This is a genomic window from Leptothoe sp. ISB3NOV94-8A, assembly GCF_043421595.1.
Classification (GTDB): Bacteria; Cyanobacteriota; Cyanobacteriia; order Phormidesmidales; family Phormidesmidaceae; genus Leptothoe; species Leptothoe turfae.
In genome coordinates, this window is sequence record NZ_JAXSQW010000001.1 from 1,700,701 (window position 1) to 1,726,764 (window position 26,064).

Here is a 26,064-nt window from a genome sequence, read left to right on the forward strand (position 1 = left end):
TTTCCTTGAAACGGTTAAGCGCGCCATCACGTCCTTTTGGACATGATGGACTCAGGGGGAGCATCCCCCCGAACCCCCCTGGGGGTTGTGCCACTGCATGGGTTGGGTGGATCACTCCAGAGGTGAATGGCAATGTCAAGGGAATGGCGAATGGAAAAATCTCTAACGAGATTTTCAGCGTCTTCATTGTCGGGGGGCTTGCCCCCCGAACCCCCAAAGGATTTATCGAGGCATGGCCAAAGAACTATCAAGAATGAGCGTCCATGCTGATTTGATTAGTGCAAGCAAGACTCTTAGGATTTACGCTATCTGAACTGGGTTAAGGTATCTCGTGGGGAATAGATGGATAGGGCCGAAGAGCGACTACGAAAACGAGTCAAGAAGATTGGACAGCAAATAGAAAAAAGTCGTCAAGAGATGAGGATTGCTCAGCAACAACTCAAGAAACAGGAGAGAAAAAAACGAACTCGGGAACTGATTCAGTTAGGAGGTCTCGCTGACATTGCAGGCTTTCGAGGAATGGATACGGGAGCCGTGCTAGGTGCGTTTTTGCTAGGGATAGAACTCCTCAAGGATGAGGCCACCTACAAGAATCTAAAACACCTGGGAGATAAAACGTTGACACGTCGTGCGGGTAGACGGCGCGATTGGTCAAAAAAATCCGACACTGCAGAGGACAAGTAAAAGCGGCGGGCAGGGGAAATCCCCTACCCAGCCGCTGCCCATTCTTGATGAGCCTTTGACAGCCCTATCCCTTGGCATGGTTGCGTCCCCGCAGAGCCAGCCTCCGTTTCAGACTGCAGCGCATAGGTATCACATCAGGCCATCTGAGCCAACAGATAGAAAATCTCCCAAAGAAGCCCTATTTCACGCCAATTGAAAAAATCTCCTCAGAGCCCCGAGAATCGTTTTTTATTGTTTGACACGGGGTATGTATAGGTGAAGGGTAGATCGTTCAATGACGAGGCGCTGAGGGCGTCTAACAAGGTTTCTGAAAGCTTTCCTCTGGCCAGAGCAGTGAGAATATCGGAAAAGATCAGGATTAACCGTTTATACGGTTTATATCATTTATACCGTATGAATCGTTTGTAGGGTTTATACGGTGTGAACTGTATGCTGCATCGTTGAAGTCTTGCCACCTAGAATCTCAAACACTTCATCGGCCAGGGAGTCTATCTCGGCAATAGCAGCTGCAGCTTTACGGCCAAAGTCATGGACCGTTTTCCCAAAAACTGCCGCCTGACGGTAAACCTGCCGGTGGCAGAGTTTACTGGTAGCGGTTTCAATCCCAAAGGCGGGCAAAATTTCTTGAGCTTCCTGGGCCAAAGTAGTGCGGGGTTGGCACTGATTGAGCAAAAGTCTGGCCTGAAGGGTGTCGTTAATCTCGGATACATTTGCGATCACCTGTTTGATGCCGACAGCAGCCCACATATCAAGAGGTGAGGGGATGATAGGTACCAGTACTAAATCTGCTACCAGCAGGGCACTTTGAGGCACCTGGGAATCTGCAGCAGGTGGGCAATCGATAATGATGAAGCTATAGTCATCAATGAACTTTCTAACTTCTCGGTGAACTTTTTCATTTGCAGCACTAAGGCCAACGACGGAAGCAGGGAAGGGGTTATCATCAGACGCTGATGCGGCCCAGCGGGTTGCAGTAGCTTGGGGGTCCGCATCAACTACAAGGACACGGTAGCTTCGACGGGCTAGGGTACCGGCTAACTGCATACTAACTGTTGTTTTACCTGAACCTCCCTTTTGATTCGCAACAGTAATTATCTTGGCGGGCATATTGGGGCCTTTTCAAAGCATAAAAAATCGTATAAACCGTTTGTACAATTTATACCGTTAACAGAATTTTGTAAGTCTTAGGGTATATGCAATTCCCAAGATTTACACCAGGCTATTTACACACTTAAGAGACTCGTATGAAGCAAGATATGAAAGCAGCACTCTCTAAATCGCTTGAAGCTGAGGATGATGCGGTTAGATCCAGGTTTGAGAAGGCAGAGAGTCTACTTGGGTCAAAGCGTAAGAAGACTAAGCGTCCTAAGACTGAAGGGAAGCAGGGTAGGCAGCCTAAGAAACTGAAACCGCCAAAGTCAAAGGTCATCCGCGATAGCTTCAGCTTGCCAAAGGATGACTATGGGCTAATCAAGGTACTACAGAAGCGGTGTTTGGGGTTAGCTCAAAGTATCAGTAAGAGCGAGCTGGTTAGAGCGGGCCTACACACTCTGGTTAAAATGCCGGATACTGAGCTGGTAAAGACCCTGGGTAGCTTGGAGAAGGTAAAAACGGGGAGGCCGTCTAGTTAAGATCTATTTATAGGTAGCAAGGTTGATAGATAACCCTTCCAGCCAATTTGACCTGGCATATAGAACTTCCTAATTACAAGTGTCAATTTATACTTCAGTGTTAGACAGCACACATCGCCAGAGTATTCAGTATTATTGCAAAGTTACGTAATCATCACTGACTAAGTTTGAACCAACGGTCAGCCAGGATTTTTCAAAGGTGTATTCCTATAAAATATAATTTGTAGGTCATTTAGTCAGTTATTCTTTAGGGATTGTGAGCATCCGTTCTTCAATATCATTCCAAGCTTTCTGTGATACTCTCACAGCTGATTGTTTACATTTCACCATCAAGAGATTGGCTGTCAAATAATTAGCTAAGGAATTAATCTCTTGTGCACTTATAAGGATGTTATTAAGACAATTCTTAGCAAAAATGAGGTCAAGAAAAAGAACACGATCTTCGTCATTTGAGAGAATCAATTTGAAATTGTGGTCATAATTGAAGCTGAGAGAAGGATTACGAACGAGATCAAGACTGTGAATCATTGTGAAATCTTGAGACCAGATCTTGTCACAAGAGAGTATACGATCAAGGTTTTCGACACAGAAGTCATCGCAAGAAAGGATTAGATCTCGGGCGCGTTTCTGAGCACGTTCTTGAACACGGCTAAGTTCTTGATTAATAGCAAACTTAGGTTCTTTAAAGTTACTAATGAATGTGAGATCAAAGTGTTCCATCATTGCAAGGATGCGAGTGCGCGCCAGCACAGAAGTAATAGCTAAAGCTCGTTTAGCTGGTTTTTTATAATTACCTTGCATATTGACTACAATCTCATCTATTTCATGCAGTAGACTTCTTAATATCGGTGTATTGAGATACCTTAGAGCCTGTTTTTCAATTTCTAACAGCAGATCATCAGCAGAATCAACTAGCCCTGCTACTAATAAAAAAACTTCTCTCCAGCGGTCATCTGTAAGTGATTCAGCAAGCAACTTTTTAAGATATTTTTGATTATTTGCAATATATCTAGCTGTTAGGAATTCTTGAATAGTTAGGTGAGAGAAAGAATAAATGTTCTCTGCTCGCTTTACCAGAATTCCTTGTTGAACCTCAATAGCATGCAGAACAGCTTTTCCATCTAAGTGCTTAGGAGCATTCAGAGTATCTGCAAGGAAATCAGTGATTTGATTTATAACCTCCTGCTTTTGAAAAAATAACTGATCTGCTTCAAACTTCTTATAAGCAATCTCTGACAATAAAACCTTTTCTAAATCTGTATGAAGTCCTTTATAAATAGATTCTCTCTGTATACGCTTTTCAGCAGCCCATTCTTCTAATAAAATGTCGAGCGCCTTTCGATATAGAGTGCTCCGGTTATCAGGTAGATTCTGGGAATAGTCATAAACTAGGCAAAGAAATGTTAGCAGTAAAGGCGTTTGTGCCAATTCCATTGCTGCTGAATTTTCTGGTGATTGCAACAGCTCCCAGCACTTATCCGCTGTATGCGCTTGCTTATCTAGTTCTGACTGAAACCAATTATGAATGAATTGCTTAATCTGGCTATCATCAAACTCGGCAATTGCTACATCGGTAAAACGCTTAAAAAAACCGTGATAAGCTGCAGTTCGGCAAGATGTAATAAAGCGATTCTTATAATATCTATCCACGAAGTCTTGAATCTTACTAATGACTGAGGTGAGATTCAGCGCAGGTACCTCATCCAGCCCATCTAGCAAAACAAGCAAGCGACCTTGCTGTAAGGCTCTGGTTGTAAAAGCCTCTGGGTCAGGAAATCCACATATGCGAAACTCCTCGATAATAAGCTGTCTTATATCTATTCCGTCCGAGTCAAAACTCTTTAAATCTAGAAAAACAGGTATACAGTCATATCTGAATTTACCTTCTTTGCCTTTAAGAACCTCTAACCCGACTTTTCGGAGAAATGTTGACTTTCCAACTCCTGGTTCACCTAGAACAGTTAAGTAACGTTCTCTATTAACAACATTAATACCTTCTTGCTTGTTTTTTTTATTGCCCCCCAATTTCCTACTATTCAATTTACGATAAAGCTTCTCTAGTCCTTCAATTGTCTGGAAGTTGGTAAGTTCTTTTGCATCTAGAAGCTGAACCGTAGTGTAAATAGATTCTAAAGAAACTGGCCTTGACATCCCCAAAACCTTTAGATTGCCATGGCGATTTCTGTAGGTTTTGATGTATTGTCCTGATGCTTTGAATATCTGCTGTTGAATAGGGGTACCTATCTCTTTATTTCCCATTTCCCAGCCGGTCTTGACAATAAGACTAGCTAGACTATTGACCGCTGTCATCCAAATAGCTTCAGATCCAGTCATAGAAGTAATTATTAAAGACGAGCTAATACATATAGGCAATTTTGAAAACGGCTTAAAATACTGACCGTATTTAAGCTGATACTATTTTAGCCTTTGACTATTTCTAAAACACTTGAGAGAAAAAGGGGTAGCATTGCCATATCATTACTTTGAGTAGTTATAACTCCCAATAGATCCCTAGCACAAACGCTAGTGCATCAGGGGTAAGAATATGGATATTAAGCCAATTGTGGCTTCCGGAATCACTCCGGCCATAATTTCCGGAATTCACACCAATAGGAGCCTAGGCAAAATATCATTACTCTTTAGGGACCACCGGGCAAACCTAGGATATTGATTAGATTAAATAATTGCCAAAACTAGCGAAGTTTATTGTCCAAACACTTCACTTTTTTATATTCGTAATGAGTTTAGTAGCTGAATATAGCGTCTTATAGAAATTTCAATTTTGATGAAGTACACCATCAACTTATGTTGAGTTAGCATCGACTTTCAGACTGTACCTCACCGACTAGAAAAACGTTGTATGTGTCTTTAATGATTGATTTGAGCTATCTAACTATTCGCAATTATCGCTCTTTAATGATGATAATTAGATGACTTATGTAGAAGTCCAAGAATCATATAGGCTTATCAGCCTTTCATAAATATTTTAATTTCTTATAATGTTCTTTCTAATTTATATCCAGGGATAAAGCATTCGTACAAACTTAGTAATAATCCCATTAAAAAATCACGTGACAAGCTCTCATCGACTCATTCTCGATGAATCAATAATGCCATTTCTTCAAAGAAGTTTTAAGCACTAACTATTTCAAGTTTCAACTCAATATCTTCATCTATTTGATGACTAATAAAATCATTGCGCTCATCATACTTCTTACGATTGTATTCTCTTAACAACCATAATATTTTTTGGTTATCATAGTAAGAATCATTCCATCTTTGAATATAAGACAATGTTCTATCAATGTACGCACTATATTTTGAATCTTGAATCTTGAAGATTCATATTCTTGAGTTGATATAGTCTTTTATCTCATATTTGCTGTGTACGCAGTTTCATTTCGGATTCACGGATTAGGTCAGCTTTACAATAAAAAGTAGGTATAGAATGCTCTAAGATGCCCTCTATTTGGATTGAATTACAACCTAATTCATAAGCAAAATCTATTGGTTTTTCAGCTCCTATAGGACTATAAAAGCCAACTGAAAAGGCAATTGATGCTCTATCACTTATGGCTTTACTCATCCCAATCCCATAATCTATATGTTGATTAATCGCTACAGCTTGGACCTCTGAATAGCAAGCATTCATAACAACACATTCTACAGAACTTGAAAATAACTTAAACAAATTAGCTAATGCTTCTGAGTCAACTTGTTTTTCTTCTCCGTTTATATCTTCAAAGATCAACCCTTCTGTAGCTATTCCATGACCACTAAAGTGTACAATTTGTGGTTCAAAATCCAACACCGCTTGTTGAATATCTTTAGGGCGCGTTGCTCCAACTGAATTAATAGGTACTTTGCCATATCCTGCTAAACGTAATTTTTCTCGGATCTCTCGTTCTTCTTCCTGTAAACTTAAGTGAATAGTGCCTTTTGGATTCGCAGCAATAAACAAGATCGATTTTAATCCAGGTTCACTAGCCATAGGTGAAAAAGCACAAGTAAAGTATCCTTTTAGAAGTTTTAAGCCTACTTACATTGATCTTCTACAATGGAGAGTTCTGTTCCCCAAAAAACTCTTCTAAATTCAGAAATTCGAGTCTTTTGTTCAATCTTCACTATGTGAGCTAACTTCCATACTCCTTCGGTATATCGCAAACCAAAAGCTGCTCCGTCACTACCGTAGCTTTCTTTCCAACTCATCAACTTATTACTATCAGTTTCTCGATATAACTGGTCTATCAAAAGATGGATTTCAATCTTACTTGAACCCAACGAACAAAAATAAATAAAGGATTTGATTTCAGGAATATCAAATTCAACATAATCACCGTCACCTTTTCTATCAAGTCCTTTCAGAATGTCCTCTAGTAGAGGGTCATCGGTTAGATGTCTAGCTATTTCTTCTGCATTCTCTAGATTTTGGTTATTCCCAAATATTTTAGGCTTAACTTTATGATAATTTTCTACTATTTTGATTGCTTTCTCTTTAGTTAATGGTGGAGACACTTGAATAAGTTCTTTAGTCTGCTCCGGTAGCTGATTACCATCAACAATAAGCGAAGTAGTAGATAAAGTTGATGGTAGTGAACTATAGGAATCTTGAGATTTGTTCGCCAAAAATAGAACGGCAATAAAAATGAATAGTATTGCTCCTGTAATCGCAATAACACAACCTCTAAAAAAGACTAAGTAGTATGCTAAGTCTTTTGTTAAACCCCAATTCCTTTCAATTTGGCTTGCATGATTTGGATAAAGCCTCAGCTGCTTACAAAGATCTGATAATTTTTTTAATTCTGAGTACTTTATGGGAATCGAGCTTGATTTTATTTTTTGGCACTCTCTATCATATATATTCAAACATTTATAGTAAGGACTATATCCTCTTTCGATATTATCTACTGTTTCTGGCGACAGTTCTAACTGTCGAGAAAACCTCCACAAATTAAAGCGATTTTCAAGAGAAATGGTGGCTCGATCTTGAAATAATTTAGATTGGTAGAAATTTAAATATCTTTGACAGTTGAGAAGATGAGTATGATTATCGACTGCTCGCCTAATACCACACGCTATATCAGTAAAAGCAGCTGATTCAAGAGGCCAAACAGCTACTGGCTGTCGATTATTAGGTAATATCTCTAAATCTCTGAATATAGGAAGACTTTGCCAATCGCAAGGTTTAACAATGATTGGTATAACACGAGTATTACTGACAGTCCTTTGACTGATTGCTGTTCGTAATTCAACGTTATAGCAATAATCTGATGCAATAAAATCAGCACTAATCAGCAGTAAGATAATCTGCGCACTTCTCAGCTTTATCTTGCTTACCCCTTCCCAATTGTCTCCAGCGATAAGTTTTCCAGCATGCCATGCTTTTATTTTTCCGTTTCGTTTCAGGATTGATAGGTGCGTATCTAGTCTGTGCAGATAGTAATTATCTTCAGGACAAGAAGAGACAAAAATTTCGATTACTGGGTTGTTAACTTGATGCATCTTCCTTTGCCAGCAACATCTACATACTTCCTTGAAAATCTACAACACTGATTATCACAAAAATCAATTAGAGAAGCCATGTAGATATTCGTACATATTAGTCTGCTGTTAGTCTGCTGTTAGTTTAAGATCGCACTGGTTGTAGCATTCTTCAATCAGTTTTGACCTCTTATAAAAACTCGCAACTCTTAAATTAATAGAATTTAACGTCAGAGCCTTTACTACATTTCACTGACGTAAAAAATAGAAAGATTTACACAAGAATACTAAAAGTCAGAATGATAATGTATATACTGTAGCAAAAGAAATTAAAACGCCAGCTCCAATGGCCACACTTTCGAAACCTGCTTGCGTTAATTCTTTAGCACTTCATAGATTTAATAAGCAGGTTGCTGGCAATAGTCAATCAAATCCGCCAATACAAAGATTGCTTATCACCTGAACAACTTAGACAAACCTAGTAGGGCCAAAAATATTCAGAAGCTTTTCCGCTTTAACTTTTGGCCATCAGCTACCTAACCTCTCGCAAAATACCTCACCAGCACCTTCATCAACTCCCCAGGCTTACACTGCAAAGGCCGTTCAGGAGTAGGCGCAGGCATAAAATCAGTCCACTCAAAAATTTCAGCAAACCCACACATATGCAGAGCTTGCACTATCGCCTGTACAGCCTGCTTAGAACCAATCACCAGCAGCTTAACCGGCTCCTTATCCTCCTTAGGGAAATTCCCAAGCCTCTGCTTGATTTCAAGGCTGACCACCACATCAGCCTTACCATCAGCAACCTCTGAACCAACAAAGGTAATACTTGATTCAGCTAGTCCTTATCCCGTTCAGCTTGAAACTCAGATAGGTTGTGCTTTTCAATCAGTGCTCGATTTTCAGGTTTTTGGAGCCAATCCTCTAAAGCTTCCGTGAGCACATCGCTTAAGCTCCAATCCCGCTCCCCGTTTTTGAGTGCGGTGACTGCCCGGATAAGTTTATTAAGCTCTGGTGGAATATATCCTCGAAATTCCTTCTTTGACGCCATGTGCTCCGCTTTTCGCTGCACACATTGTGTCATAGCACTTAACGCTCTCTGCATTTGCTCGGTTACGCATAAGCGCGTATGCGCGTATAGATGCTATGCTGCTTTGCAGTTCACGCATCAAAGTCCCCATGAACCAAATACCTGAGCTGCAACAGGGGCAACACTGCCCTTATCTTGTCGTGGCTGCATTTCCAGACAAAGTCCCGCAGGTTATTGGCAGAACGTTTAACCAAGCGGACGCACAAACCCACATCCGCTTTCTGGCGCGAAGATTAAAGCATGGTCAGTTTTTCCTGGTCTACGATCCTGGGGTGAGTGAAACAGAAGATGTCCAAGCGCAGGAAAGAGGGCAGATAGAGAGCACTCGACAAGAGGTCGAGCGGTCGGGTGAGATTAAGTAGCTTTTCACAGTATTAGGGCAATTTTAGGGCAAGTAAATAAAACTGCTTCTAAAACCTAATAAATTCAATGTTTATAGCCGTTGCTGTCGCGGATTCAAATCCCGCCGTTGGCTTCCTGGATTTTAGCGAGCTCAATGCTTTCAGATGATCTTGAAGATTCTTGTTAAAGCATATATTCGAGCATAAATAACATAATTACTAAAAAATCTAGTCCAAAATTAGTCCATTGTTTTCGGCTGTTTGTTTTGGGTTTCCGGCGCATCACGCTACTCAGAGTAGTCCTCCTCCATTACCCTCGCCCCGGATAATGCGGGGCGAGGGTTGGGGGGCTCAAGTATCCAACCCCAGGATCGGCACCACATCCAGTCTGAAGTTGAGCCCTGGCGCATCCCGGTCCGGTCGTGAGTTGTTCAGGATGCTAGACTTGAGCGCGGTGATGATGCCATCTGACACACCAGGCTGCCCTGTGAGTCCAGCAATGACCCGGTTCTTGTAGCTGTGAAATGTGCAAAGAGTGGACCCTTCGCTATCAGTCACGGGGTCATTTACTTCAGCAAAGTTATTAACGTTATTCTGCACAAAAAGATCAACCTGGGCTTGGGTGAGTGTTGGGGTTTCTAGCTGTGCAGCGCTGATGAACCCGTGATAGTACGTGCCGCCAAACCGCTGGATGGAGGCAAACGAGTTCCTGCCCGTGTAGTTGAAGTTCCATTCAGCCATCCTGCTGTTGTGGGTGCCGTCGAGAAACACATATTGAACATTTAGACAGGTCGATTCTTCTGGGATATTTCGATCATTGTCGCCATCCCACTGAAAGCTCCTGGGGATAGAATCGCTCCAAATGCCCCTAGGGATTAAAGGGGTTGGCTTGGGTGGCAAATTGTCTGTTGCATAGTCGCCAGTAGCCAGGATAGCCCCTGTTGATGCCGATACTTGAATATGTCGAAGCCGCCGCCAGAGCATGCCATGAAAAGCTTGCTCTGCGAGCCCTACTTGCCCAACATTCGTCCTATCTAGCAATAAATAGCCAGAATCAACAGTCGTATATTGCTCTTCATCCTGATCGCCGCCCACATTGCTACCTGAGACAATTGCGGCTGAATTCAGCTTTAGTCCGTAATTAATCACAACATGCAACGTGTCCTCATCCCTATACAGATGCCCCTGATAGGTCAGCGGTGCATCCCCAGACAGTGTGTAGGCAATGGATCCAGTCCCGGTATAATCGATTGTCCGTGGGAACGAGCCTGAACCCCCAATTGTGCCGCCCATCCTCCACAAATAGCCTGAGTGGCCCCACGAAGAAAGTGATCCATTCTCTGTATCGCTCCCAGACGTCCCCTCACTAGCACTTGCATCTAGCCTGAGTGCCCCGTTGCTGCTATTGACGATAACAACAGCACTTGCATTTGTGTTTGGAAGGAAATCCCCCGTTGCTGTAAACGAGGCATCGGAGGACGCCACAGCTGACCATGATTGGTTGGTTATGAGGCTTCTTAGTTCATTGTCTTCAGTCCCGAAGCGGCGACCATTCTCCTCTGTCCATTCGCCGCTCCCAGTGAAGGAATAATCTTGGACTGTATTGCCAGCGGCAAACGGCAGGTCTGTGTCAGGAGCCTCCCATAGCAGGATAGGGGTGGGGTAAATGCCATATAGCTTGAATTGCACAGTGCTTGCCTGTGTTTCGGCATACAGCCAGGCGAGTTTGGCGATGCCGAGGGCGGGGAACAATAGCCAGCGTCGAGTCATATTCGCAGCATCCCAACAGTGAACCTAAGGTCGTTCCCGCTTGTGTCACTGCTAGATAGTGTGAGTTCTTCTCCAACATCTAGTAGCGACCCTATGGCTTTGTTAATAGTGATTGTGACATCGCCTATTACAAGATCTCCAGAACCTTGAATGGCAATGCGACCCACAAGGATTGATCCCACTTTGGCGTAGAGGCTGGTGATTTTAGACTTGTATTCGGCGTAAGCAACCAGTGGATAAGCAAATCCAGCGGTAGGGGCTTCTATATACCCAGTTAAGTCTTCTTGCGCCTGAACAGGAACAAACACCTCTGGCTGTTCTTCACCATCTGCTGTGATGGCAGGCAGATGACAATATAGTGCCCCGCTTCGATCTCTGCTACCTGTATAAACGAGTTGGTTGTCGTATCTCTGATAAGCCCGCCCTTCCCCGTCGTTGGCGTCGTCGTTGGGGTCATTGTTGGGGTTTGTGGTTTCGTCTCCTTTGAAAAGCAGGATCCCCCTACGGTTCGCCACTGCCTGAATCATCTGCTGCATATCACGCAGTATGTCTCTCAGCTCCTGATCGCTAGCAGAATCAATCCGTGCCCCTAATCCCCCACTGAGCAGACCCAGCGGTTCCCCGATACTCCCTCTGGATGTTTTACTGCGAGTCCTCCCAGGGATTGCCCCCGCAGCACCCAGAGTCCTCACGCGATAGCCGTTCCCGCCATAAGTTGGGTCGCGTTGGTTTAACCTTCTGAGTTCCAATGCCTCACGAGTGTCTTGGCGTCTGGCTAAGTTGGATAGTTGGGCGCGATCGCGGGCGGTCATCAGGATGCAGGTTGGGTGTAGTTGCCACTATTGAGAATGTAGCTTTCTCCATTAGTAATGCTGATAGAGCTATCTAGCGCCTGAGAATAGGCTGTTGTAGAGTACGAGAAAGAATTGAAATTATAGCTTTGTCCAGTTTCAAAACTGATCGGACTGGGCAATGTCTGGCTATCAACAACACTGCCATCTCTATCTTTGATTCGGAAATGAGTCCCCGACCCTGTGGCTGAAGCTGTCGCTGATTTCGGAAAGCCGTTCGCGGTTGCGGTCCCTCCGCTTGAGGCACCAAAGGCTGTGGTGCCTAAGTTATAGGTGATGTAGATCACCGAAAAATCAGAATTCCCAATCTCAACCGTCGCGGTTCCTGCGCCAGCATTAACCAGGGCAAGAATCGCATCTATTACCTCATCAACTCCGTCAACAACAGTCCCGTCTCGGTCTTTGAGTCGTTGATGAGTGGCTGTTCCTGTTGCTGTGGCAGTCGCTGAGATTGGGGTGCCATTGAAATTTGCAATTCCTCCCGCGGCGGCGGCGAAGGCTTCAGGCGTGGCGAGATCGAATGAAACGAGGACATTTGTGAACGATGCAGAATCTCCTAGTTCGAGGGTGCCAGTACCTGCCCCTGTATCAACGAGATCGACCAAGGCATTGGCTCCAGCATTAATAGCAGTGGTGGATAGTGGCATTTTCAGGGACTCCTTACAAAACGGATTTCAATGTGGCCCAAGCGTTGGTTAGCGTGGCAATATTCACACTCCCACTCCCAAACGCAACAAACGCATAATCGGCAGAACGAATTCTGGTCGCAGATTCATTGTTGGAATATGCCCCGACATACAACTCGACGTCAGGCACCGCTGTGGATGGAATGCTCTCGCTGCCTATAGACACCCCCTCTTTATACACAGTTGTCAGAATTGGGCTAGTTCGTTGCACAGCAAACACTCCCGCGTCAGCAGCCCCAAAGGTGGATCCTCCCGATGTCGAGTTCAGCCTTCGATAATTTCGTGAGGCTGACGTTTTTGTAGCAATGAAGACTTCGGGAGATGTTGATGTGCTCGCACGTCCCCCCACATCACATTGAATGAGGCCGCTATTGGTTCCATTTACCTCATAGGCGATTGTTGCTGAATCCCGCTGATATTTTGTCGCCAGGGCTGGATTGAACCCGCTATCTAGGTAGCCGCCCGATCCAGTCGTGAATCCGATGCCAGCAGTGAAAGTTGCCCCGTTGTTAATGATCACGCTAGTAGCTGTCTTAAGGCTAATCAAGGCGTCTGCCTCAGCCTGCATCCTGAAAATCACGATCTCGTCAAGCTCATCCCAGGTTGCGTTTGCTTTAAGGTCAACAAAGAATTGATTAATTGCATTTTGCTGAGCTTGAGAATAACTCCCCGATAGGGCCGCAATGTAAACGGCTGCATCTGGGTCTGCACTGTTACTTGCAATATCAGATGTCAGTTGCCCTTGAGGAATTGTGGCAGAGACACTGAATGATGGAACAACCGCCGTGTTTAACCTTCCTGCTGGAATGGCCGCAGCGATACTGAAGCTCGATTGAATGATCGTTGTGCTTAATTGCCCCGCCGGGATGGATGCAGCAATTAATATCGGTGCTTGAATCTGCGTATTTAGCTGCCCCGCCGGGATTGTGGCAGAGACACTGAACGAGGAAACAATCGTGGTGTTCAACTGCCCCCCTGGAATTGTCACGGCGACGCTGAACCCGGTTGTGAGGTTGATCGTCAACCGTCCTGCTGGGATGCTGGTAGCGATACTGAAGCTGGATTGAATGATCTCTGTATTTAGCCGTCCTGCTGGAATTGTGGCGGCAATGTTGATTGCCTTCTGGTATCCCCCATCAATCCAGATGCCAAAACAAAACGCCTCGGATCTCGCCTCTTGGAATTCAAACGAGAGGGAATCACTCAAATACTCATACGTGCTTCCATCCACATCCACCACATTTATCTGTGCTAGTGGTGGGGCTTGCAAAAGAGCATCAGTGATGGCCAGTCCGATCTCGTAGGATCTCTCACGACCAATAATCAAATCTCGGTGCTTAATCGCCAAGGCTTCCATTTGCTCCTCACTAAAACCAAACCCATCGGCCACCGTGAACAGACGCTCTTTCTCCACCCCACTCGGGCCGCCTGGGGCGATGTATGCAGCAGAGCCCTCAAATTCGGTGGAGTCTTCGTCTATGCCAGCGTCAAAGAAAACAGTCTCGAATGGTTTGTTGGGGGTGTTGCGGTTGAATTTTCGCACCCTGGTCAGTAACGCCTCAGGGTTGGCGAACTCGCGATTTATATTGCTACGAAGACTGATCAGGGGCTGCTTGTCTTTGTCAACGCGATCGAATTTGCCAGTGGCGTATTCAGTCCACTCGTAATCAAGATCTTCAGTCGTAACTTCGGCCCACGGACCCAGTGCATTGTCATCCAAAACAATGGCCGCCTGTTTCTCTAAACATTGATACCGCGTCATGGGCTCGCCAGCCCCATAGGTCATATCCTCCTGCTTGCGGTACGTTTGCCGCATATTGAACACTTCATCAGTGGGGTCTAAGGTTCTACCTTTGACGAGTTCGGTTTTTATAAACTGAGTCAGCCTTGCTGTGGTCGGGTCCACCTTGCCAGTCTCATAAGTTTCAAATTCATTCGTATCGCTAACCTCAATTAACTGGCTAGGGATATCAGGATCTTGAAATACCAACGCCTCCGCCCTGAATACCTGCACTCGTTTTGTTTTGGTAGGTGTGGCCCCCGACGTGAACGATGTTGTGGTGATAACTCGCTCGCCAATGCCGTCACCAACACTGTTGGGGCTGATGTCGTTGAAGTTGACTAAGACGTCTTCGATATCCACAGACGGATTCTCAATCGACCCCAACAGGAAACCAGTACCCGCCACTTTGGTCGTCTCAGCCGGTCTCTCTTCACCGTCGGCTGGCTCATAGATGATGTCGTCTTGCCCAACAGTAACGGTCGCAATCGGAGATCCTGAAGCCAGAGTAAATTCCCGATCAACAATACTCCCGTTGATGTCCTGATACAGATAATGCCAGTCATTGGCATAGGCCAGATCCGCTGCCTGTTCCAGAAAGCTGTTCTGCCTTTTCCCCACTGGTCGATCCATGGAATAGGGCCAGGTGCTCAGGCTCACTCCGCCATCGATGCCACTGGCCTGGATCAACCTTGTTGCGACTGCATTGCAGGGTTCGGCTTGTCCGTAGATAATCCCAGAGCGATCGTCTTCAAACTGGGACTGATTGCCCCATTGGATTTTGCAGCCGACCTCCAAAACAAGGTTGCCATTGGTGCGGGGGCGTTTTGGGGTTTTCAGGATCTTCAGCCGTGAAAACCACGTATCGATCCACGCAGTATTGGCATCGTTCCGAGCCTGGATGTAGATATTGACCCCTGGGTTCCAACGCACTGGATTAATGGCGGGGTCGATGCTTTCGGGTGGGTTGATTGTGTTGCCCTTGATCTCCAGGGTGCCCGTAACTGGGATTTTGCCAGGGTCGCGTTCATCGCTGAGCCCAGAACGACCGATAGACAACACAGACCAATGTGCTGACCAGTCTTGTTGGTCGGAGCCGATCAGGATGCGGAGGCGGCGGGAACGGGCTTCGGAGGCAACCATCAGACCTCCTTGAGCCGAAATGACACAAAATTTATGCCATCCCTTGGATCTTCTCTAAATTCAAAGCCTTGATCAACAGGCTCTGCTGTCCATACGGGATAATAAAGAACAGTATCCCCATCGTCCGCTAACGTACTGTTGGGGGCCAAGGCCATAGAAGCGCTTCCCACTTCAGAGTGAGGGTTGGTGTAGTCGTAAATAGTCCAAGCAGATGGACTACTCAGGTACACCGCCTCCATGCGTTTTAGGGTTTCTTGCTGATCACGATTGAGGCTGGCTTCAAATTGCCAAAACATTTTAGGCCTAAACGAAGTCCCCACCCTGGCGACTCCACCATGAGCGCTATATTCAATCCCGTAATACTGAGGTTCGAATCGGGGGTATTGCCCTGGAAATCTGCCAAAGCTTGTCAGCGTGAGCGTGTAATTGCCTGTGCTTGGCTTAGGGAGGATTAACCTTATGCCGTTCTCTGTTGTCGTTGGGTATGCCATCACACAATACCCCTGCGATTTGCTACTTCGTTGCCCAGGTTGAACACGACAGATGCCGCGTCATCCACAGGTTGAGGTGTGGTTACATTGAGGTTCTGTACGGTTGGAGGAAGATTTTCTGGAAGCGACTGAATTGCCTCTTTGACTTCAGCTAGCTTGCCAGACAACTCCGATATTTGCTCTTCCGCCAAGGCAAATTCTTGCTGACTGTCGAGCAGTGAATTTACACCCCCCAGTCCCGCAGTATCCAAAATGCCGCTAGCGAATGCATTATTTTCGTTCCGCTGGGCAAACCGGATCGCCTCTTCAATCGTAAATTCTCCGCCACTACGAGCAGCAGACTGAGCCTGATTGATGGCCCTTTGGATGCTGCTAGATTGGTTGCTGTCAATCGCCCCAGCACGCCTAGCGGCTCTAAAATTTTCTTCAAGCTGATCTAAATTTCCGAGAGCATCTTCTGCTGAGATATCCTGCAACCCGCTCAACGCCGACACAATCCCTTGGGCGGCTGATTCTCTATCTCTGGCTGCTGACGCTAATTCCTTCTCAACTTTTACCTGTTCATCGGCCAGGTCTTTCTGTTGCTTCTTAAATTCTTCAATCGCTTGCTGACGACGCTCTTGAATAGCTAACTGGTTGGCCAGCTCTTCCTCATTATCCAGCTGGTCAAATTGCAGAGCCAAGATATTTTCTTTGGACTGGGCCTGAAATGTCAAAGCCTCCGTTTCTGCTTCGCGTAACTGAGCAATTTCCTGAAGCCCTTGAATTTCTTCCTGGCTGCTACCTCCTATTCGGGCGCGCTCTACAGCAATACGGGCTTCAGCGGCGGCTATCTGGCCAAGCCTTAATTGTCGGTCGGCATCAAGCTCAGCCAGTTGCTCTTGAATCCGCAACTGTTGGCGACGGGCTGAGAATTCAGCTGCAATTGATTGCCGTTGGTTGAGCAGGATGCGATCTCGCAATGCCTCCACCGCCACCACATCTTCAGCCGCCTGAGCTTCAGCTAATTTTGTATCAAGAGACTGACGGGAAAGTGATAGGCGAGATTGCTCTAAGCCAACTTGAGCGCTAATCAGGGCTGATTGATCCTGTAGTGCTGTCCCTGCTAAATCAGACTGCAAATTTACCTGCTCTGCCCTGAGAGAGTTTAACTGGGATTCTGCGTCTAACCTATCTAGTGCTGCTTGCCTAACCTCTTCCTGCGCCTGTACTTCCTGCTCAATGGCCTGGATGGTTAGTTCGCTGGCTGCTTGCTTGGCAGCGCTGATACGCTGGGCGACTTCCTCGGCAGATAGTGCCCCCTGTTGTTCCAATGCTCGAACCTGAGCGATTTCTTGTTCTCTGAGGGCGATGCGATCTCGAATCGCCTGAGATTCAATCTCCGCTATTTGGCTATCAGCTTGACTTGCGGTGATGTTGCCAGCGCTTTGGTTTTCGCGTACGCCGATAATGCGATTATTCTGGGCAATTTCGAGATCGATCAGGGCCTGCTCTTGGGCTCGTTTTTGTTCGGCAATGGCTTCTTCGTTGGCTTTTACTCTGGCAGCGGCAGCAGCCCGTGCAGCACGTTCAGAATCTTGTGCAATAGTCTCAGACGCTTGCCGCGACGCACGCACAGACTTGTCTAGTTCATCCTGTTGAGGAACAAACTGACTAGTATCCGCTGCCTCGGGTTGAGCGTTTCGATCTGGTTGGCCAGGTAGATTATCAAATATTGTTTTTGCGGTTCCGCCAAGAACCCCAAACCTTGCAAGATTTCCTGCTGCGTTTACGACTCCAGGGATTCTCCCTGAGATGTCATCCATTGCGCTGGCAATAGACCCTAGGGAATCAACAGCCCCGCCAGCAATGGGGGCAATCGTTTCTAGTGCGTCAACAAAACCAACGATCGCGTCAACTGGGCCATCACCAATCACATTGTCAAATCCCGTACCCAGTGTCAGTAACGCTTCAACTGCTAGCCCACCAATCGAAACTAGAGATTCTAGCAATTTCCCTGCATTCTCGATTGATCCAGCAAACCGCTCTACATTCTCAGGGTCGCTCAGGGCTTCGGTAATACTGTCGAGGATATTGGCAACCGCCTGCGCACCGCTACCGATAAAGTTTGTCAGTGCTTCACCTAATCGCTCGGCTAGCTCTGGGTTTTCGGCCAATGAGTCGCGCAGGCGGTTGCCAGCCTCTACCAATGGGTCTAACACCCCAACATCAACATTGCTAAATATCGCGGCGAATGTTTCGCTGAATGCTGTTTCAAGGGGCTCAATAGCCCTCCCCAATCCTTGCTGGAATTCGAGAATAGAGTTCTCTAAGCGCGCGATCGCTTGCTGGGCAGCCGGAGCAGCACCTTCAATTTCTTGAAGTCCACGAGTGAATGCGGGGATAAATTCAGCAGCAGTGAGCTCACCACTGGCTACTAGGTCGTTAAGCTCTGCTGTCGTTATCCCCAAACCACGAGCAACCGCACCAAACGCCACTGGAAGTTGCTCACCGAGTTGTTGGCGTAGCTCTTCCATAGAGACCACGCCCTTGCTTGTGATCTGCGTCAGGGCGTTGAATGCCAAGCCTGTTGACTGGCTGTCTTTACCAAAAATAGCTAGTACTCGGCTAGTTTCAGCGAACAGATCATTGACTTGCTCCTGAGGGACTCCAGCTTCAGCCGCTGCCGCCGTCAACCCAGAGTATTCCGTTTGTAATGCCTGGAATGATTGACCAGTCCGTTCCGAGACATCTCTCAGAAAGTCTATGCTCTCGGCTGCTGCCTCCTGGGAGCCCAGAACAATGCTTAAGGCATTCTCAGTCGCTCTTAAGGATTGATTTGCTTGAATGCTGGCAGCAACGAACTCAGTTACTTTTTGGGTGAGATTGCCAAACGCATCGACCAGCCGATCCACCAGCGCAAATGCGGCACCCCCAGCAAAACCAGCTAGTACGGAGTTAAATGATTGTGCCCCGTCCCCTGCATCTCTCGCCGCACGCTCGGTTTGCCTGAATTCCTGCTGCAGCCGTTCTAACGCTTGCTCCGCATCGTTGCTATTGAGGTCATCTAGGGTTCTGTCGAGCTGGTTTAGCTGTGCCCTGGCTTGTTCAGTGTTGGCTTCTACGCTGATTTTGCGGGCGTTCAAGCTTGCTATCTGCGCTTCAATTGCTCGTACTTGGGCGGCCCCTTCCAGTGTCACAACTGGGATGTTAATTTTCTGTCGTTCTAGCCTAAGAATCTGTGCTTCAATCCTAGCCAGGCTTGCCTCACCTCGTTTCACATCGAGATCTATTTTGGCCCGGTTACCGCTAATAGCAGCGATCGCAGTTTCTAAATCCAATACATCTGTCTTGAGGCTAGAGACAGATGACTTAGCCTGGTTCGTGTTGATCTGAATTCCAATTTCAGGAACGCGAATGCCATCAAACAATCGCTGAACAGAACTGACAGCAGCAGCAGCGCCCTGATTGCCTATCTTGAGATCAATGTCACCGATGCTGCCTAGCCTTCGTTCTGCATCAGCAATTGCACGGTCCAACGAGGGCCGATCAATCCCAACCTGAAATAAGACTCTGCCTGCGTCGACCATTACTCAATTGCGGCTAGTTTCATCTTGTTCAAATCCGTCAGCTCATCGACCCAAGCTGGGATGATTTTGGCCTCATGTAGCTCTAAGTATTTTTGGGCCAAGGCAGGAGAGAACAACTCATTAATCTGGCGCTTCCTTTCAATTAGTTCAAATTCATTCACCCACACCGTATCTGGCTGTTTTACGCCTGCCAGTCGAGCAACAATCACGCCGAGGTTCGCGATCGCCTTAGCTTCGCTGTTCAGCTGCCTTAGGCGGTTTTCTTCATAGTTGCTGATGGCGGCATTGATAACCCTGATTGGACACCTCTCGTAGGCTTTGGTAGCAAAGTAGGGATGCCCTGGGTAGTAGAGTTGGAGTTGCCAGTAGAGTTGTCCGGTGTCTGTTTCCTTGGCTTTTTTGCCTTGACTTTGACCTCCGCAATAGACTTATTCTCATCGCCATAAACCAGGAAATTGAATAGCTTGGCGATTAATCCCACGGGCATTTCAGCTAACAGATCTTCATCAGTTATGTCTTGAGGAATCTGATCCTTATGCCGAAATCGAAGACAGAAGGCAACGAACTGACGAGCAAATTGATGATCAGCCAGGTCTTTTGGCATCGCCTTCATATAGTCCAGCTCCCCGACCAACAAAGAACCGTAATCTGGGATTTCAAACTCAATCCCATCCGCTTCGATTTTTCTTTTTTTAGGCTCAATCTTCCAGGGTAGGGGTGACGACATAAGGCAGCAGGATATCAGTGTGAACTTGGGCGGTTTCAGGTGGGATGGCAACCGTGCTGTGAATGGTTTGTTCTAGGCGGTCCCATAACTGTTGTTGGGTGCCTGAGATCGCTTTATCCTTCAGCCAGATTGCCAACGCATTGACGCCGCCATCAGCAATCTGGCCAATCAGAAACACATCACGGTTGCTAAGTACGATCATTAGGTCTGAGGTGCGATGCGATTAATAGAATCGAAGGCTACAGTGATATTGCCTTGAACCTCTGAGCCGTCAGCCGCTGGAGAGGCGATACCAGTAGCTACACAAATGCCCCAGATGATTGGGCCAGTTGAGAACACATTAGAATCAGGAGACTCCAGCTCACGCTCTACGTAAAGCTTCTGAGTGTTGTCCTTGGCGTAGGTGAGCGTTTCGAAAAAGGCATCGTAATACGAGTAACCTCCATTGAACGTCCCATCCGCTGTACCTTCACCGATACTCACCGCAGAGGTGGCATGGTCAAAGCTAGAGAACGAGGTAGTAGAGACAGATTCGTTGATGTCAGCTGACTGACGAATACGGGCAACAGGCGGGAATACAGCCGTAGAACCATCAACAATCGTTTCATTGGCTGATACCGCTAGAGTCGTTCCAGATCCTTCATATTTTGTTCGTACACGAGCGATAACACTGGCACCTGAGGGGGCAACAAATTCTAGCGGTTGGCCGACTTCGACAACGCTTGTGATAGCAGCGCTCAGGATTAGATCGATATTTTCGGCAGTACCTTCGACTGCGACAGCTCCACTATTGCCGGTGCCTGCAACTTCAAAGGTTCCTGAGATCGGGCGAGATGTTTGGCCGGTAGCAATCAGGGCTGAGCGGACAATCGTATTTTTTGCCTGGGGTGGGCTAATGGGTTGGGTGGCTTGTGGCATGGGTATTAGTTATGGGTGGTCAAAGCTGCTAAATGTGGTCGTTTGTGGTTGTTGCGGGGATAAAGGCTGAGGGATAAAAGTCGTCGGAAGATAGGCAACGCTTCCCTTTGGAATATCCGAGATCGCTTTAAATTCAATTACGCCATTAGGCAATACTGTTAGCGATGCAGTGCTTACAAACTCTTGTGTCTGAGGATCGATGAAGCCCAGGGCTAGGGTTGAACCGGGAGGCTGACGAGGTGGTTGTGAAGGCATAGGCTATGAACTCCCATAAAAGATCAGGTCAAAACTGTAATAGTTAAGACTTTATCTGACACAACCTGTAAACTCACACTGAATCAGGAGTGTCACAATGAATACCCAAGACAAGATCGTCAAGAATCGCTTAGGCATCTTAAATCTAGCCAAAACCCTCGGCAACGTCTCCAAGGCATGCAAAGTGATGGGCGTATCGCGAGATTCGTTCTATCGCTATAAAGAACTCTACGAGACCGGTGGAGAAGCGGCTCTACGCGACATTGACCGTAAAAAGCCCTGCGTCAAGAACCGAGTCGACCCAGAGGTAGAAGCCGCCGTCGTTGCGTTTGCCACAGACCAACCGGCCTACGGCCAGGTGCGTGTCTCGAATGAACTGAAGAAACACGGCCTCTTTGTCTCTCCAGGCGGTGTTCGCTCTATTTGGCTACGGCATGACCTTCAAACGTTTAAGCTCCGGCTCAAAGCACTGGAAGCGAAAGCGGCTCAAGACAACCTAATCCTCACCGAAGCGCAGGTAAAAGCCCTCGAAAAGGCGAAGGAACAAAAGGAAGCCCATGGGGAAATAGAAACCCATCATCCGGGGTATCTAGGCTCTCAAGACACCTTCTATGTGGGTCACATCAAAGGCATCGGACGGATTTATCAGCAAACCTTCATTGATACCTACACTCGGGTGGCTCAGGTGAAGCTGTATGACCGTAAGAATGCGCTGGTGGCCGCTGATACGCTCAATGACCGAGTAATCCCATTCTATGAGGAACAGAGCATTCCATTACTGAGGATTTTGACGGACCGAGGCACCGAATATTGTGGCAATGTCGAACACCATGAATATCAACTCTACCTGGCCATTGAAGACATTGACCATACGCGAACGAAAGCCAGATCACCCCAAACCAATGGGATTTGTGAACGCTTTCATCGCACCATTTTGGAGGAGTTTTATCAAATTGCGTTTCGTAAAAAAGTCTATCAAAGCCTTGAAGACCTACAAAACGATGTGGATGAATGGATAGAGTATTACAATTGGGAACGACCCCATTCAGGTCGATATTGTTACGGCAAGACGCCCATACAAACCTTTCTCGATAGTGCGCATTTAGCAAACGAAAAACAATTAGATCAATACGGAGAAAAGAGTGTAAAAAATCAAACACAACCTGACAAGTCTCTAAGTGTCAGATAACCCCCTTCTGTCAGATGAAGTTTGATCTATTACATCAAAACTTTGTTGCTCCACGGAATCTATCGCCGCATTTCTGCCAATCCGGGGGCCAATATTGTCGATTAGATTGCCTAACTCTTGAATCAATAGAGATCTCGCTGTCTTGGTTGTGGCAGTGATATCAAACTGCTTTAGTGTGATCCGAGTCGTATGGGTGAGGTAAAAATCCCCTCCCAGTAATGGCCGGATATTGCTATCCACTTCTGGTTGGATGACGCATTCCAAGCCAGTGTGTTTAATTGGCTTCTGCTCCCAGGGCTGGCCACCCACCGTCTGAACATTGCCATCATCAATAGTCAGCGCTTGAACAGTTGCCTCACCTCCCGCTGTAGCAAACGTCTTCGTCCCCAACTCAGTCGCCAGGGACGAAGCGACGCGATTACGGAGTTCAGCCAGAGTGATACTCACGACGCATACCTCCGTACGCTCTCGCCAAACAGCTCAGTTGGGTTGGTGATCTTATGAGCTTCTTCCACTGGGTTGCGAGCAGGAAAGGTGTTGCCAGCACGGGTGGTATAGCCAAAGAAGATCTGAGGCGCATAGGGTACATTCCAGCTAAACTCAGCCAGGAATGGATTAATAAACTCCACATCCCGAGAATCCCGAAACCCACCCAGGTCAACAATGTTTCGAGTGGTCCCAGCTAACTCGCCAGAGCGTCGTGCAGTGCTACCAGGCCAGCCATAGCGTGGTGCCTCAATGGCTGTTGTATAGGCACTATTAAGATCACGGACTGTATCTTGAAGCCCGCTAGTTAATGCCCGCTCTATATTCTGTTTGAAAATAGTTACACTCGCCATGGCTACAGCATGGCCGACAATTTCAGCATTGGGCTAAAATTCCAGATATCCTGGAAAATCGCAATGGCCAACAAAGAAATTCGTGCCACAGGCTTATCTGAGACGGTCCACAGCCGTTGGCAAGAGCTATCTGAGTTGCTTGGGGGGCAGACCAACGCGACCAATATGGCGATCGCTGTAAACCTTCTTTATGCGCAGCTTTGCTCCAATGATTGGGAGTCTTGCTGTAGAAAAGCTGCCATCCTCATCACAGCTCAATTAACAGATAGAAGCCTATCAACGATAGTTCCGCTACATTGGTCTGAGATAAACACAATATCGATGAATAAAAATATGGTTTTTGTTTACACGCGATCGCAGGGTGAGCCCTACTTGATCAAGAGAGAGGAGTGGGAGAAGGGTTAAATCGCTGTCCAAATCGCTGTAAATTTTTCACCAATTTTCTTGGCGGCCATCTCCAACACCACCCCGCTAACTGAGCACTCGATCCGTCCTTCGCCTACTTCTATCTCGCACTCACCAATAGGTCGGCGTTGTTTTCGAAGTGCTGCGGGAAATTTGTAGTTAGTGGGGTCATTCACCCACCCGTAGAACACATATTGATAGTTGGACGCTCCGGGAAAGTCTTGCTCAATGATCTGTGCAGCTTCACCTTGCCCTGAGACGGGGCTTAGGCGCACAGGAATAACCAAGTCCTCAGTGCCTGTCGCGGTGCCTCCCTCGCCATCATCCGTAATTGCAGTAGCAAGCTTAAAAGTGATTTCTGTGGGGTACGAACCGATATTTTTTGCGATCCAGGTCATTGCTTATACTTGGGCTGTCCTCGCCCAATCTCTACTAAGCGCTGCCCACCTTCTGTTTCGAATTTCAGGTAGGGGCTGCACTCGCATATATTAGCTAATCTGTCTCGCATTGCGATCGCAACCTCTCCTTGTTGGGTCTGATCAACCAGAATAAATCCGTTTCCTACAGTTACATCAACTATCTCCGAATCCTCCCATTGAGTAACACCGGTTACCAGCGTTTGCCCTGGGTCTAATTCAAGGACAACGTCATCAAATTCTCTGAGTTCCGCTGCTGTCAGCGTTGGCTTTGGCTTAGATGGCTCAGGAGTGGCTTGGTCAGGGTTTTCTTTTGAATTTACAGATTCTTCAGGCAAGCTGTTACCATACGCTGCTAGCAAAACAAAACTTATCAGCAGCCATAGCCACCAAGGGATTTGCTTTAAGCCACGAAGAAAGCTACTCATGCCACACTCCCAAACTCAACACCCCCATTATCCACAAGCCGATAAGTCGATCAGGTCAGTCGTACATATTCGATACTTTCGGCTAACCCCTTCAATAGACAGCATTGATCATCCCCCAAAAAAAATCCCTCGGCAGGTACAAGCCAAGGGAGGTGAGTAAGTGCATTTAGAGTCCGATGAACACCCTGTAGTATCGACCTCCGAATGCTTTTAAAAGTTGCGAAAGAATGCTCAATGCTATCTATTGAGGGGGTTAACCAAAAGTCTCATTTAGTTAAAGCATCCCGACAGATGAACGCCTCAGGGAAGTTTTTAGTGTAGTTTCCCTACATACGACACATGAAACTTACCCCGGTTATCGCTTCGTTTGCGTTGTTTTCTGCTGCTCCCTCGGCATTGGCTACACCTGTGTGCTACATGGATATGTATGGGGTGCGCACGGACCTGAGTTATATGTGCAACGAGCGGGACGTAGCGGCTCAGGCGAGAGAGGAGCAAGCGATTGCCGCGCTTAATCAGCAGAGGCTATCAGACTTATCTACCTATGGCGTTTGGGCTGTCGGCAATAATATAAGGGGGACTCTAAGGAATTCTGGTGCCTCGCCTATTAGCAACATTACGCTCACTATTCGTGCTCAGCAAGAAGGACGGTCTGAAGAGTTCAGGGAAGTCACTATCGATCAGGTTGGCGGGCGAACTGAGGCTGATTTTGTGGCGACGTTCAACCATTTGCCAGAAGAATGGTCGATTCAGAGCATTGAGATTGAGTAGCAGGCTAAGCTAAAAGTCTACTAAGCCGCGACCGTTCTGATAGCCCCTGAATAGTGATGGATAATTGATCTGTTGCTGTTCGGGGACTATTGCTATGCGTAAATACTGGCTGCCTGTAACTTTGTCCCTGCTGCTTGTGACAGGAGGCATAGTACTACTATCCCTGCAAACCAATGACCCAGAAAGACTAAGCGCTAAAACACTTGCAAGCCAAGAATCATTCAAGACTGAGGCGGCTGCGATGGAATTGGATGATCTAATCATTGAATCTGGAGTCAACAAAAGCAATCATGAACAAATGGTATTGGTGTTCGATCCTGGTTGGTGGCAGCTAGAGGATTCAAGACAAAACTATATTGCTCATGAGCTCATGCTATCTTGGAAGGCTAAATGCGAATGTGATTCACCTGGCATGTATTTTGTTGATCAAGACGGAAATGAAGTAGGGGTAGGAACGGCCACACATATCCGACTGAACGTTCAGAAAGACTGATAATTGTGACGGGCTTATTGTAATTCCTGCTTGTGATAATCCAGCTCCCCTGACGTTGGTTGGGGGTTTTTGTTTGGGGCTATAAAAAGCAACCGCCCCGAGAATT

Annotated in this window: 28 protein-coding genes; 7 read left to right on the plus strand and 21 right to left on the minus strand. The window is 46.5% G+C overall.

Going from position 1 to position 26,064, the window contains the following annotated elements; translation table 11 throughout:
- The first annotated feature begins 342 nt into the window (after window positions 1-342).
- Window positions 343-684, plus strand: coding sequence for a conjugal transfer protein TraD (locus SPB21_RS07420; RefSeq protein ID WP_499866156.1), 342 nt, complete (start codon window positions 343-345; stop codon window positions 682-684).
- 411 nt (window positions 685-1,095) lie between these two features.
- On the opposite strand, the gene parA is transcribed toward SPB21_RS07420, so the two are convergent.
- Complete coding sequence (gene parA / locus SPB21_RS07425) at window positions 1,096-1,791, minus strand: ParA family partition ATPase (protein WP_499866157.1); 696 nt, start codon at window positions 1,789-1,791, stop codon at window positions 1,096-1,098.
- A 137-nt stretch (window positions 1,792-1,928) separates the two neighbouring features.
- Between parA and SPB21_RS07430 the strand changes: the two genes are divergently transcribed.
- Entirely contained in the window at window positions 1,929-2,315 is a 387-nt protein-coding gene (locus tag SPB21_RS07430) for a hypothetical protein (RefSeq protein WP_499866158.1), read from the plus strand.
- Between the two features lie 240 nt (window positions 2,316-2,555).
- Here SPB21_RS07430 and SPB21_RS07435 read toward each other — a convergent pair whose 3' ends face one another.
- The 5 genes from SPB21_RS07435 to SPB21_RS07455 form a co-directional block, all read right to left on the minus strand.
- The gene (locus SPB21_RS07435; protein ID WP_499866159.1) at window positions 2,556-4,649 is read right to left on the minus strand and encodes an NACHT domain-containing protein; all 2,094 of its coding nucleotides are present in this window, start codon (window positions 4,647-4,649) and stop codon (window positions 2,556-2,558) included.
- 1,039 nt (window positions 4,650-5,688) lie between these two features.
- Window positions 5,689-6,306, minus strand: a complete 618-nt coding sequence (locus tag SPB21_RS07440; RefSeq protein WP_499866160.1) for a CHAT domain-containing protein — start codon at window positions 6,304-6,306, stop codon at window positions 5,689-5,691.
- 44 nt (window positions 6,307-6,350) lie between these two features.
- Entirely contained in the window at window positions 6,351-7,817 is a 1,467-nt protein-coding gene (locus SPB21_RS07445; RefSeq protein WP_499866161.1) for a toll/interleukin-1 receptor domain-containing protein, read from the minus strand.
- 515 nt (window positions 7,818-8,332) lie between these two features.
- Entirely contained in the window at window positions 8,333-8,578 is a 246-nt protein-coding gene (locus SPB21_RS07450; RefSeq protein ID WP_499866162.1) for a hypothetical protein, read from the minus strand.
- Between the two features lie 56 nt (window positions 8,579-8,634).
- Window positions 8,635-8,847 (minus strand): hypothetical protein, encoded by a 213-nt coding sequence (locus tag SPB21_RS07455; protein ID WP_499866163.1) that lies wholly within the window; start codon window positions 8,845-8,847, stop codon window positions 8,635-8,637.
- Window positions 8,848-8,975: 128 nt separating this feature from the next.
- Between SPB21_RS07455 and SPB21_RS07460 the strand changes: the two genes are divergently transcribed.
- The gene (locus SPB21_RS07460) at window positions 8,976-9,248 is read left to right on the plus strand and encodes a hypothetical protein (protein ID WP_499866164.1); all 273 of its coding nucleotides are present in this window, start codon (window positions 8,976-8,978) and stop codon (window positions 9,246-9,248) included.
- A 330-nt stretch (window positions 9,249-9,578) separates the two neighbouring features.
- Here the strand turns inward: SPB21_RS07460 and SPB21_RS07465 are convergent, their stop codons facing one another.
- Genes SPB21_RS07465 through SPB21_RS07515 form a run of 11 tightly spaced genes read right to left on the minus strand, consistent with a single transcriptional unit; the run spans window position 9,579 to window position 21,417 of the window.
- Window positions 9,579-10,997 carry a hypothetical protein gene (locus tag SPB21_RS07465; protein WP_499866165.1) on the minus strand — a complete coding sequence of 473 codons (1,419 nt, stop codon included), beginning with the start codon at window positions 10,995-10,997 and terminating at the stop codon, window positions 9,579-9,581.
- Window positions 10,994-11,809 (minus strand): hypothetical protein, encoded by an 816-nt coding sequence (locus tag SPB21_RS07470; protein ID WP_499866166.1) that lies wholly within the window; start codon window positions 11,807-11,809, stop codon window positions 10,994-10,996. Before SPB21_RS07470 ends, SPB21_RS07465 begins: the two co-directional genes overlap by 4 nt.
- A complete protein-coding gene (locus tag SPB21_RS07475; RefSeq protein WP_499866167.1) occupies window positions 11,809-12,495 on the minus strand; it encodes a hypothetical protein in 687 nt (228 codons plus the stop codon). Before SPB21_RS07475 ends, SPB21_RS07470 begins: the two co-directional genes overlap by 1 nt.
- A gap of 13 nt (window positions 12,496-12,508) precedes the next feature.
- The gene (locus SPB21_RS07480) at window positions 12,509-15,457 is read right to left on the minus strand and encodes a hypothetical protein (protein WP_499866168.1); all 2,949 of its coding nucleotides are present in this window, start codon (window positions 15,455-15,457) and stop codon (window positions 12,509-12,511) included.
- Entirely contained in the window at window positions 15,457-15,948 is a 492-nt protein-coding gene (locus SPB21_RS07485) for a hypothetical protein (RefSeq protein ID WP_499866169.1), read from the minus strand. Before SPB21_RS07485 ends, SPB21_RS07480 begins: the two co-directional genes overlap by 1 nt.
- Window positions 15,948-19,517, minus strand: coding sequence for a tape measure protein (locus tag SPB21_RS07490; protein ID WP_499866170.1), 3,570 nt, complete (start codon window positions 19,515-19,517; stop codon window positions 15,948-15,950). The genes SPB21_RS07485 and SPB21_RS07490 overlap by 1 nt, the downstream gene beginning before the upstream one ends.
- Entirely contained in the window at window positions 19,517-19,726 is a 210-nt protein-coding gene (locus SPB21_RS07495; protein WP_499866171.1) for a hypothetical protein, read from the minus strand. Before SPB21_RS07495 ends, SPB21_RS07490 begins: the two co-directional genes overlap by 1 nt.
- A 41-nt stretch (window positions 19,727-19,767) precedes the next feature.
- Window positions 19,768-20,244 (minus strand): hypothetical protein, encoded by a 477-nt coding sequence (locus tag SPB21_RS07500; RefSeq protein WP_499866172.1) that lies wholly within the window; start codon window positions 20,242-20,244, stop codon window positions 19,768-19,770.
- Window positions 20,216-20,446, minus strand: coding sequence for a hypothetical protein (locus SPB21_RS07505; protein ID WP_499866173.1), 231 nt, complete (start codon window positions 20,444-20,446; stop codon window positions 20,216-20,218). The genes SPB21_RS07500 and SPB21_RS07505 overlap by 29 nt, the downstream gene beginning before the upstream one ends.
- Window positions 20,446-21,162 carry a hypothetical protein gene (locus SPB21_RS07510; RefSeq protein WP_499866174.1) on the minus strand — a complete coding sequence of 239 codons (717 nt, stop codon included), beginning with the start codon at window positions 21,160-21,162 and terminating at the stop codon, window positions 20,446-20,448. Before SPB21_RS07510 ends, SPB21_RS07505 begins: the two co-directional genes overlap by 1 nt.
- A 9-nt stretch (window positions 21,163-21,171) precedes the next feature.
- Entirely contained in the window at window positions 21,172-21,417 is a 246-nt protein-coding gene (locus SPB21_RS07515; protein WP_499866175.1) for a hypothetical protein, read from the minus strand.
- Between the two features lie 97 nt (window positions 21,418-21,514).
- Between SPB21_RS07515 and SPB21_RS07520 the strand changes: the two genes are divergently transcribed.
- The gene (locus SPB21_RS07520; protein ID WP_499866134.1) at window positions 21,515-22,606 is read left to right on the plus strand and encodes an IS481 family transposase; all 1,092 of its coding nucleotides are present in this window, start codon (window positions 21,515-21,517) and stop codon (window positions 22,604-22,606) included.
- On the opposite strand, the gene SPB21_RS07525 is transcribed toward SPB21_RS07520, so the two are convergent.
- Together SPB21_RS07525 and SPB21_RS07530 are read right to left on the minus strand one after the other, a co-directional pair.
- Complete coding sequence (locus SPB21_RS07525; RefSeq protein ID WP_499866176.1) at window positions 22,592-23,053, minus strand: hypothetical protein; 462 nt, start codon at window positions 23,051-23,053, stop codon at window positions 22,592-22,594. The two genes, SPB21_RS07520 and SPB21_RS07525, sit on opposite strands and share 15 nt — an antisense overlap.
- Window positions 23,050-23,445 (minus strand): hypothetical protein, encoded by a 396-nt coding sequence (locus tag SPB21_RS07530; protein ID WP_499866177.1) that lies wholly within the window; start codon window positions 23,443-23,445, stop codon window positions 23,050-23,052. The genes SPB21_RS07525 and SPB21_RS07530 overlap by 4 nt, the downstream gene beginning before the upstream one ends.
- Window positions 23,446-23,508: 63 nt before the next feature.
- Here SPB21_RS07530 and SPB21_RS07535 point away from each other — a divergent pair, with 63 nt between their 5' ends.
- A complete protein-coding gene (locus SPB21_RS07535; RefSeq protein ID WP_499866178.1) occupies window positions 23,509-23,850 on the plus strand; it encodes a hypothetical protein in 342 nt (113 codons plus the stop codon).
- Here the strand turns inward: SPB21_RS07535 and SPB21_RS07540 are convergent.
- Together SPB21_RS07540 and SPB21_RS07545 are read right to left on the minus strand one after the other, a co-directional pair.
- The gene (locus SPB21_RS07540; RefSeq protein ID WP_499866179.1) at window positions 23,847-24,248 is read right to left on the minus strand and encodes a hypothetical protein; all 402 of its coding nucleotides are present in this window, start codon (window positions 24,246-24,248) and stop codon (window positions 23,847-23,849) included. The two genes, SPB21_RS07535 and SPB21_RS07540, sit on opposite strands and share 4 nt — an antisense overlap.
- The gene (locus tag SPB21_RS07545; RefSeq protein WP_499866180.1) at window positions 24,245-24,694 is read right to left on the minus strand and encodes a hypothetical protein; all 450 of its coding nucleotides are present in this window, start codon (window positions 24,692-24,694) and stop codon (window positions 24,245-24,247) included. Before SPB21_RS07545 ends, SPB21_RS07540 begins: the two co-directional genes overlap by 4 nt.
- 339 nt (window positions 24,695-25,033) lie before the next feature.
- On the opposite strand from SPB21_RS07545, the gene SPB21_RS07550 reads away from it, so the two are divergent.
- Window positions 25,034-25,465, plus strand: coding sequence for a hypothetical protein (locus SPB21_RS07550; RefSeq protein ID WP_163697262.1), 432 nt, complete (start codon window positions 25,034-25,036; stop codon window positions 25,463-25,465).
- Window positions 25,466-25,559: 94 nt separating this feature from the next.
- The gene (locus SPB21_RS07555; RefSeq protein WP_163697264.1) at window positions 25,560-25,958 is read left to right on the plus strand and encodes a hypothetical protein; all 399 of its coding nucleotides are present in this window, start codon (window positions 25,560-25,562) and stop codon (window positions 25,956-25,958) included.
- Window positions 25,959-26,064 lie beyond the last annotated feature (106 nt).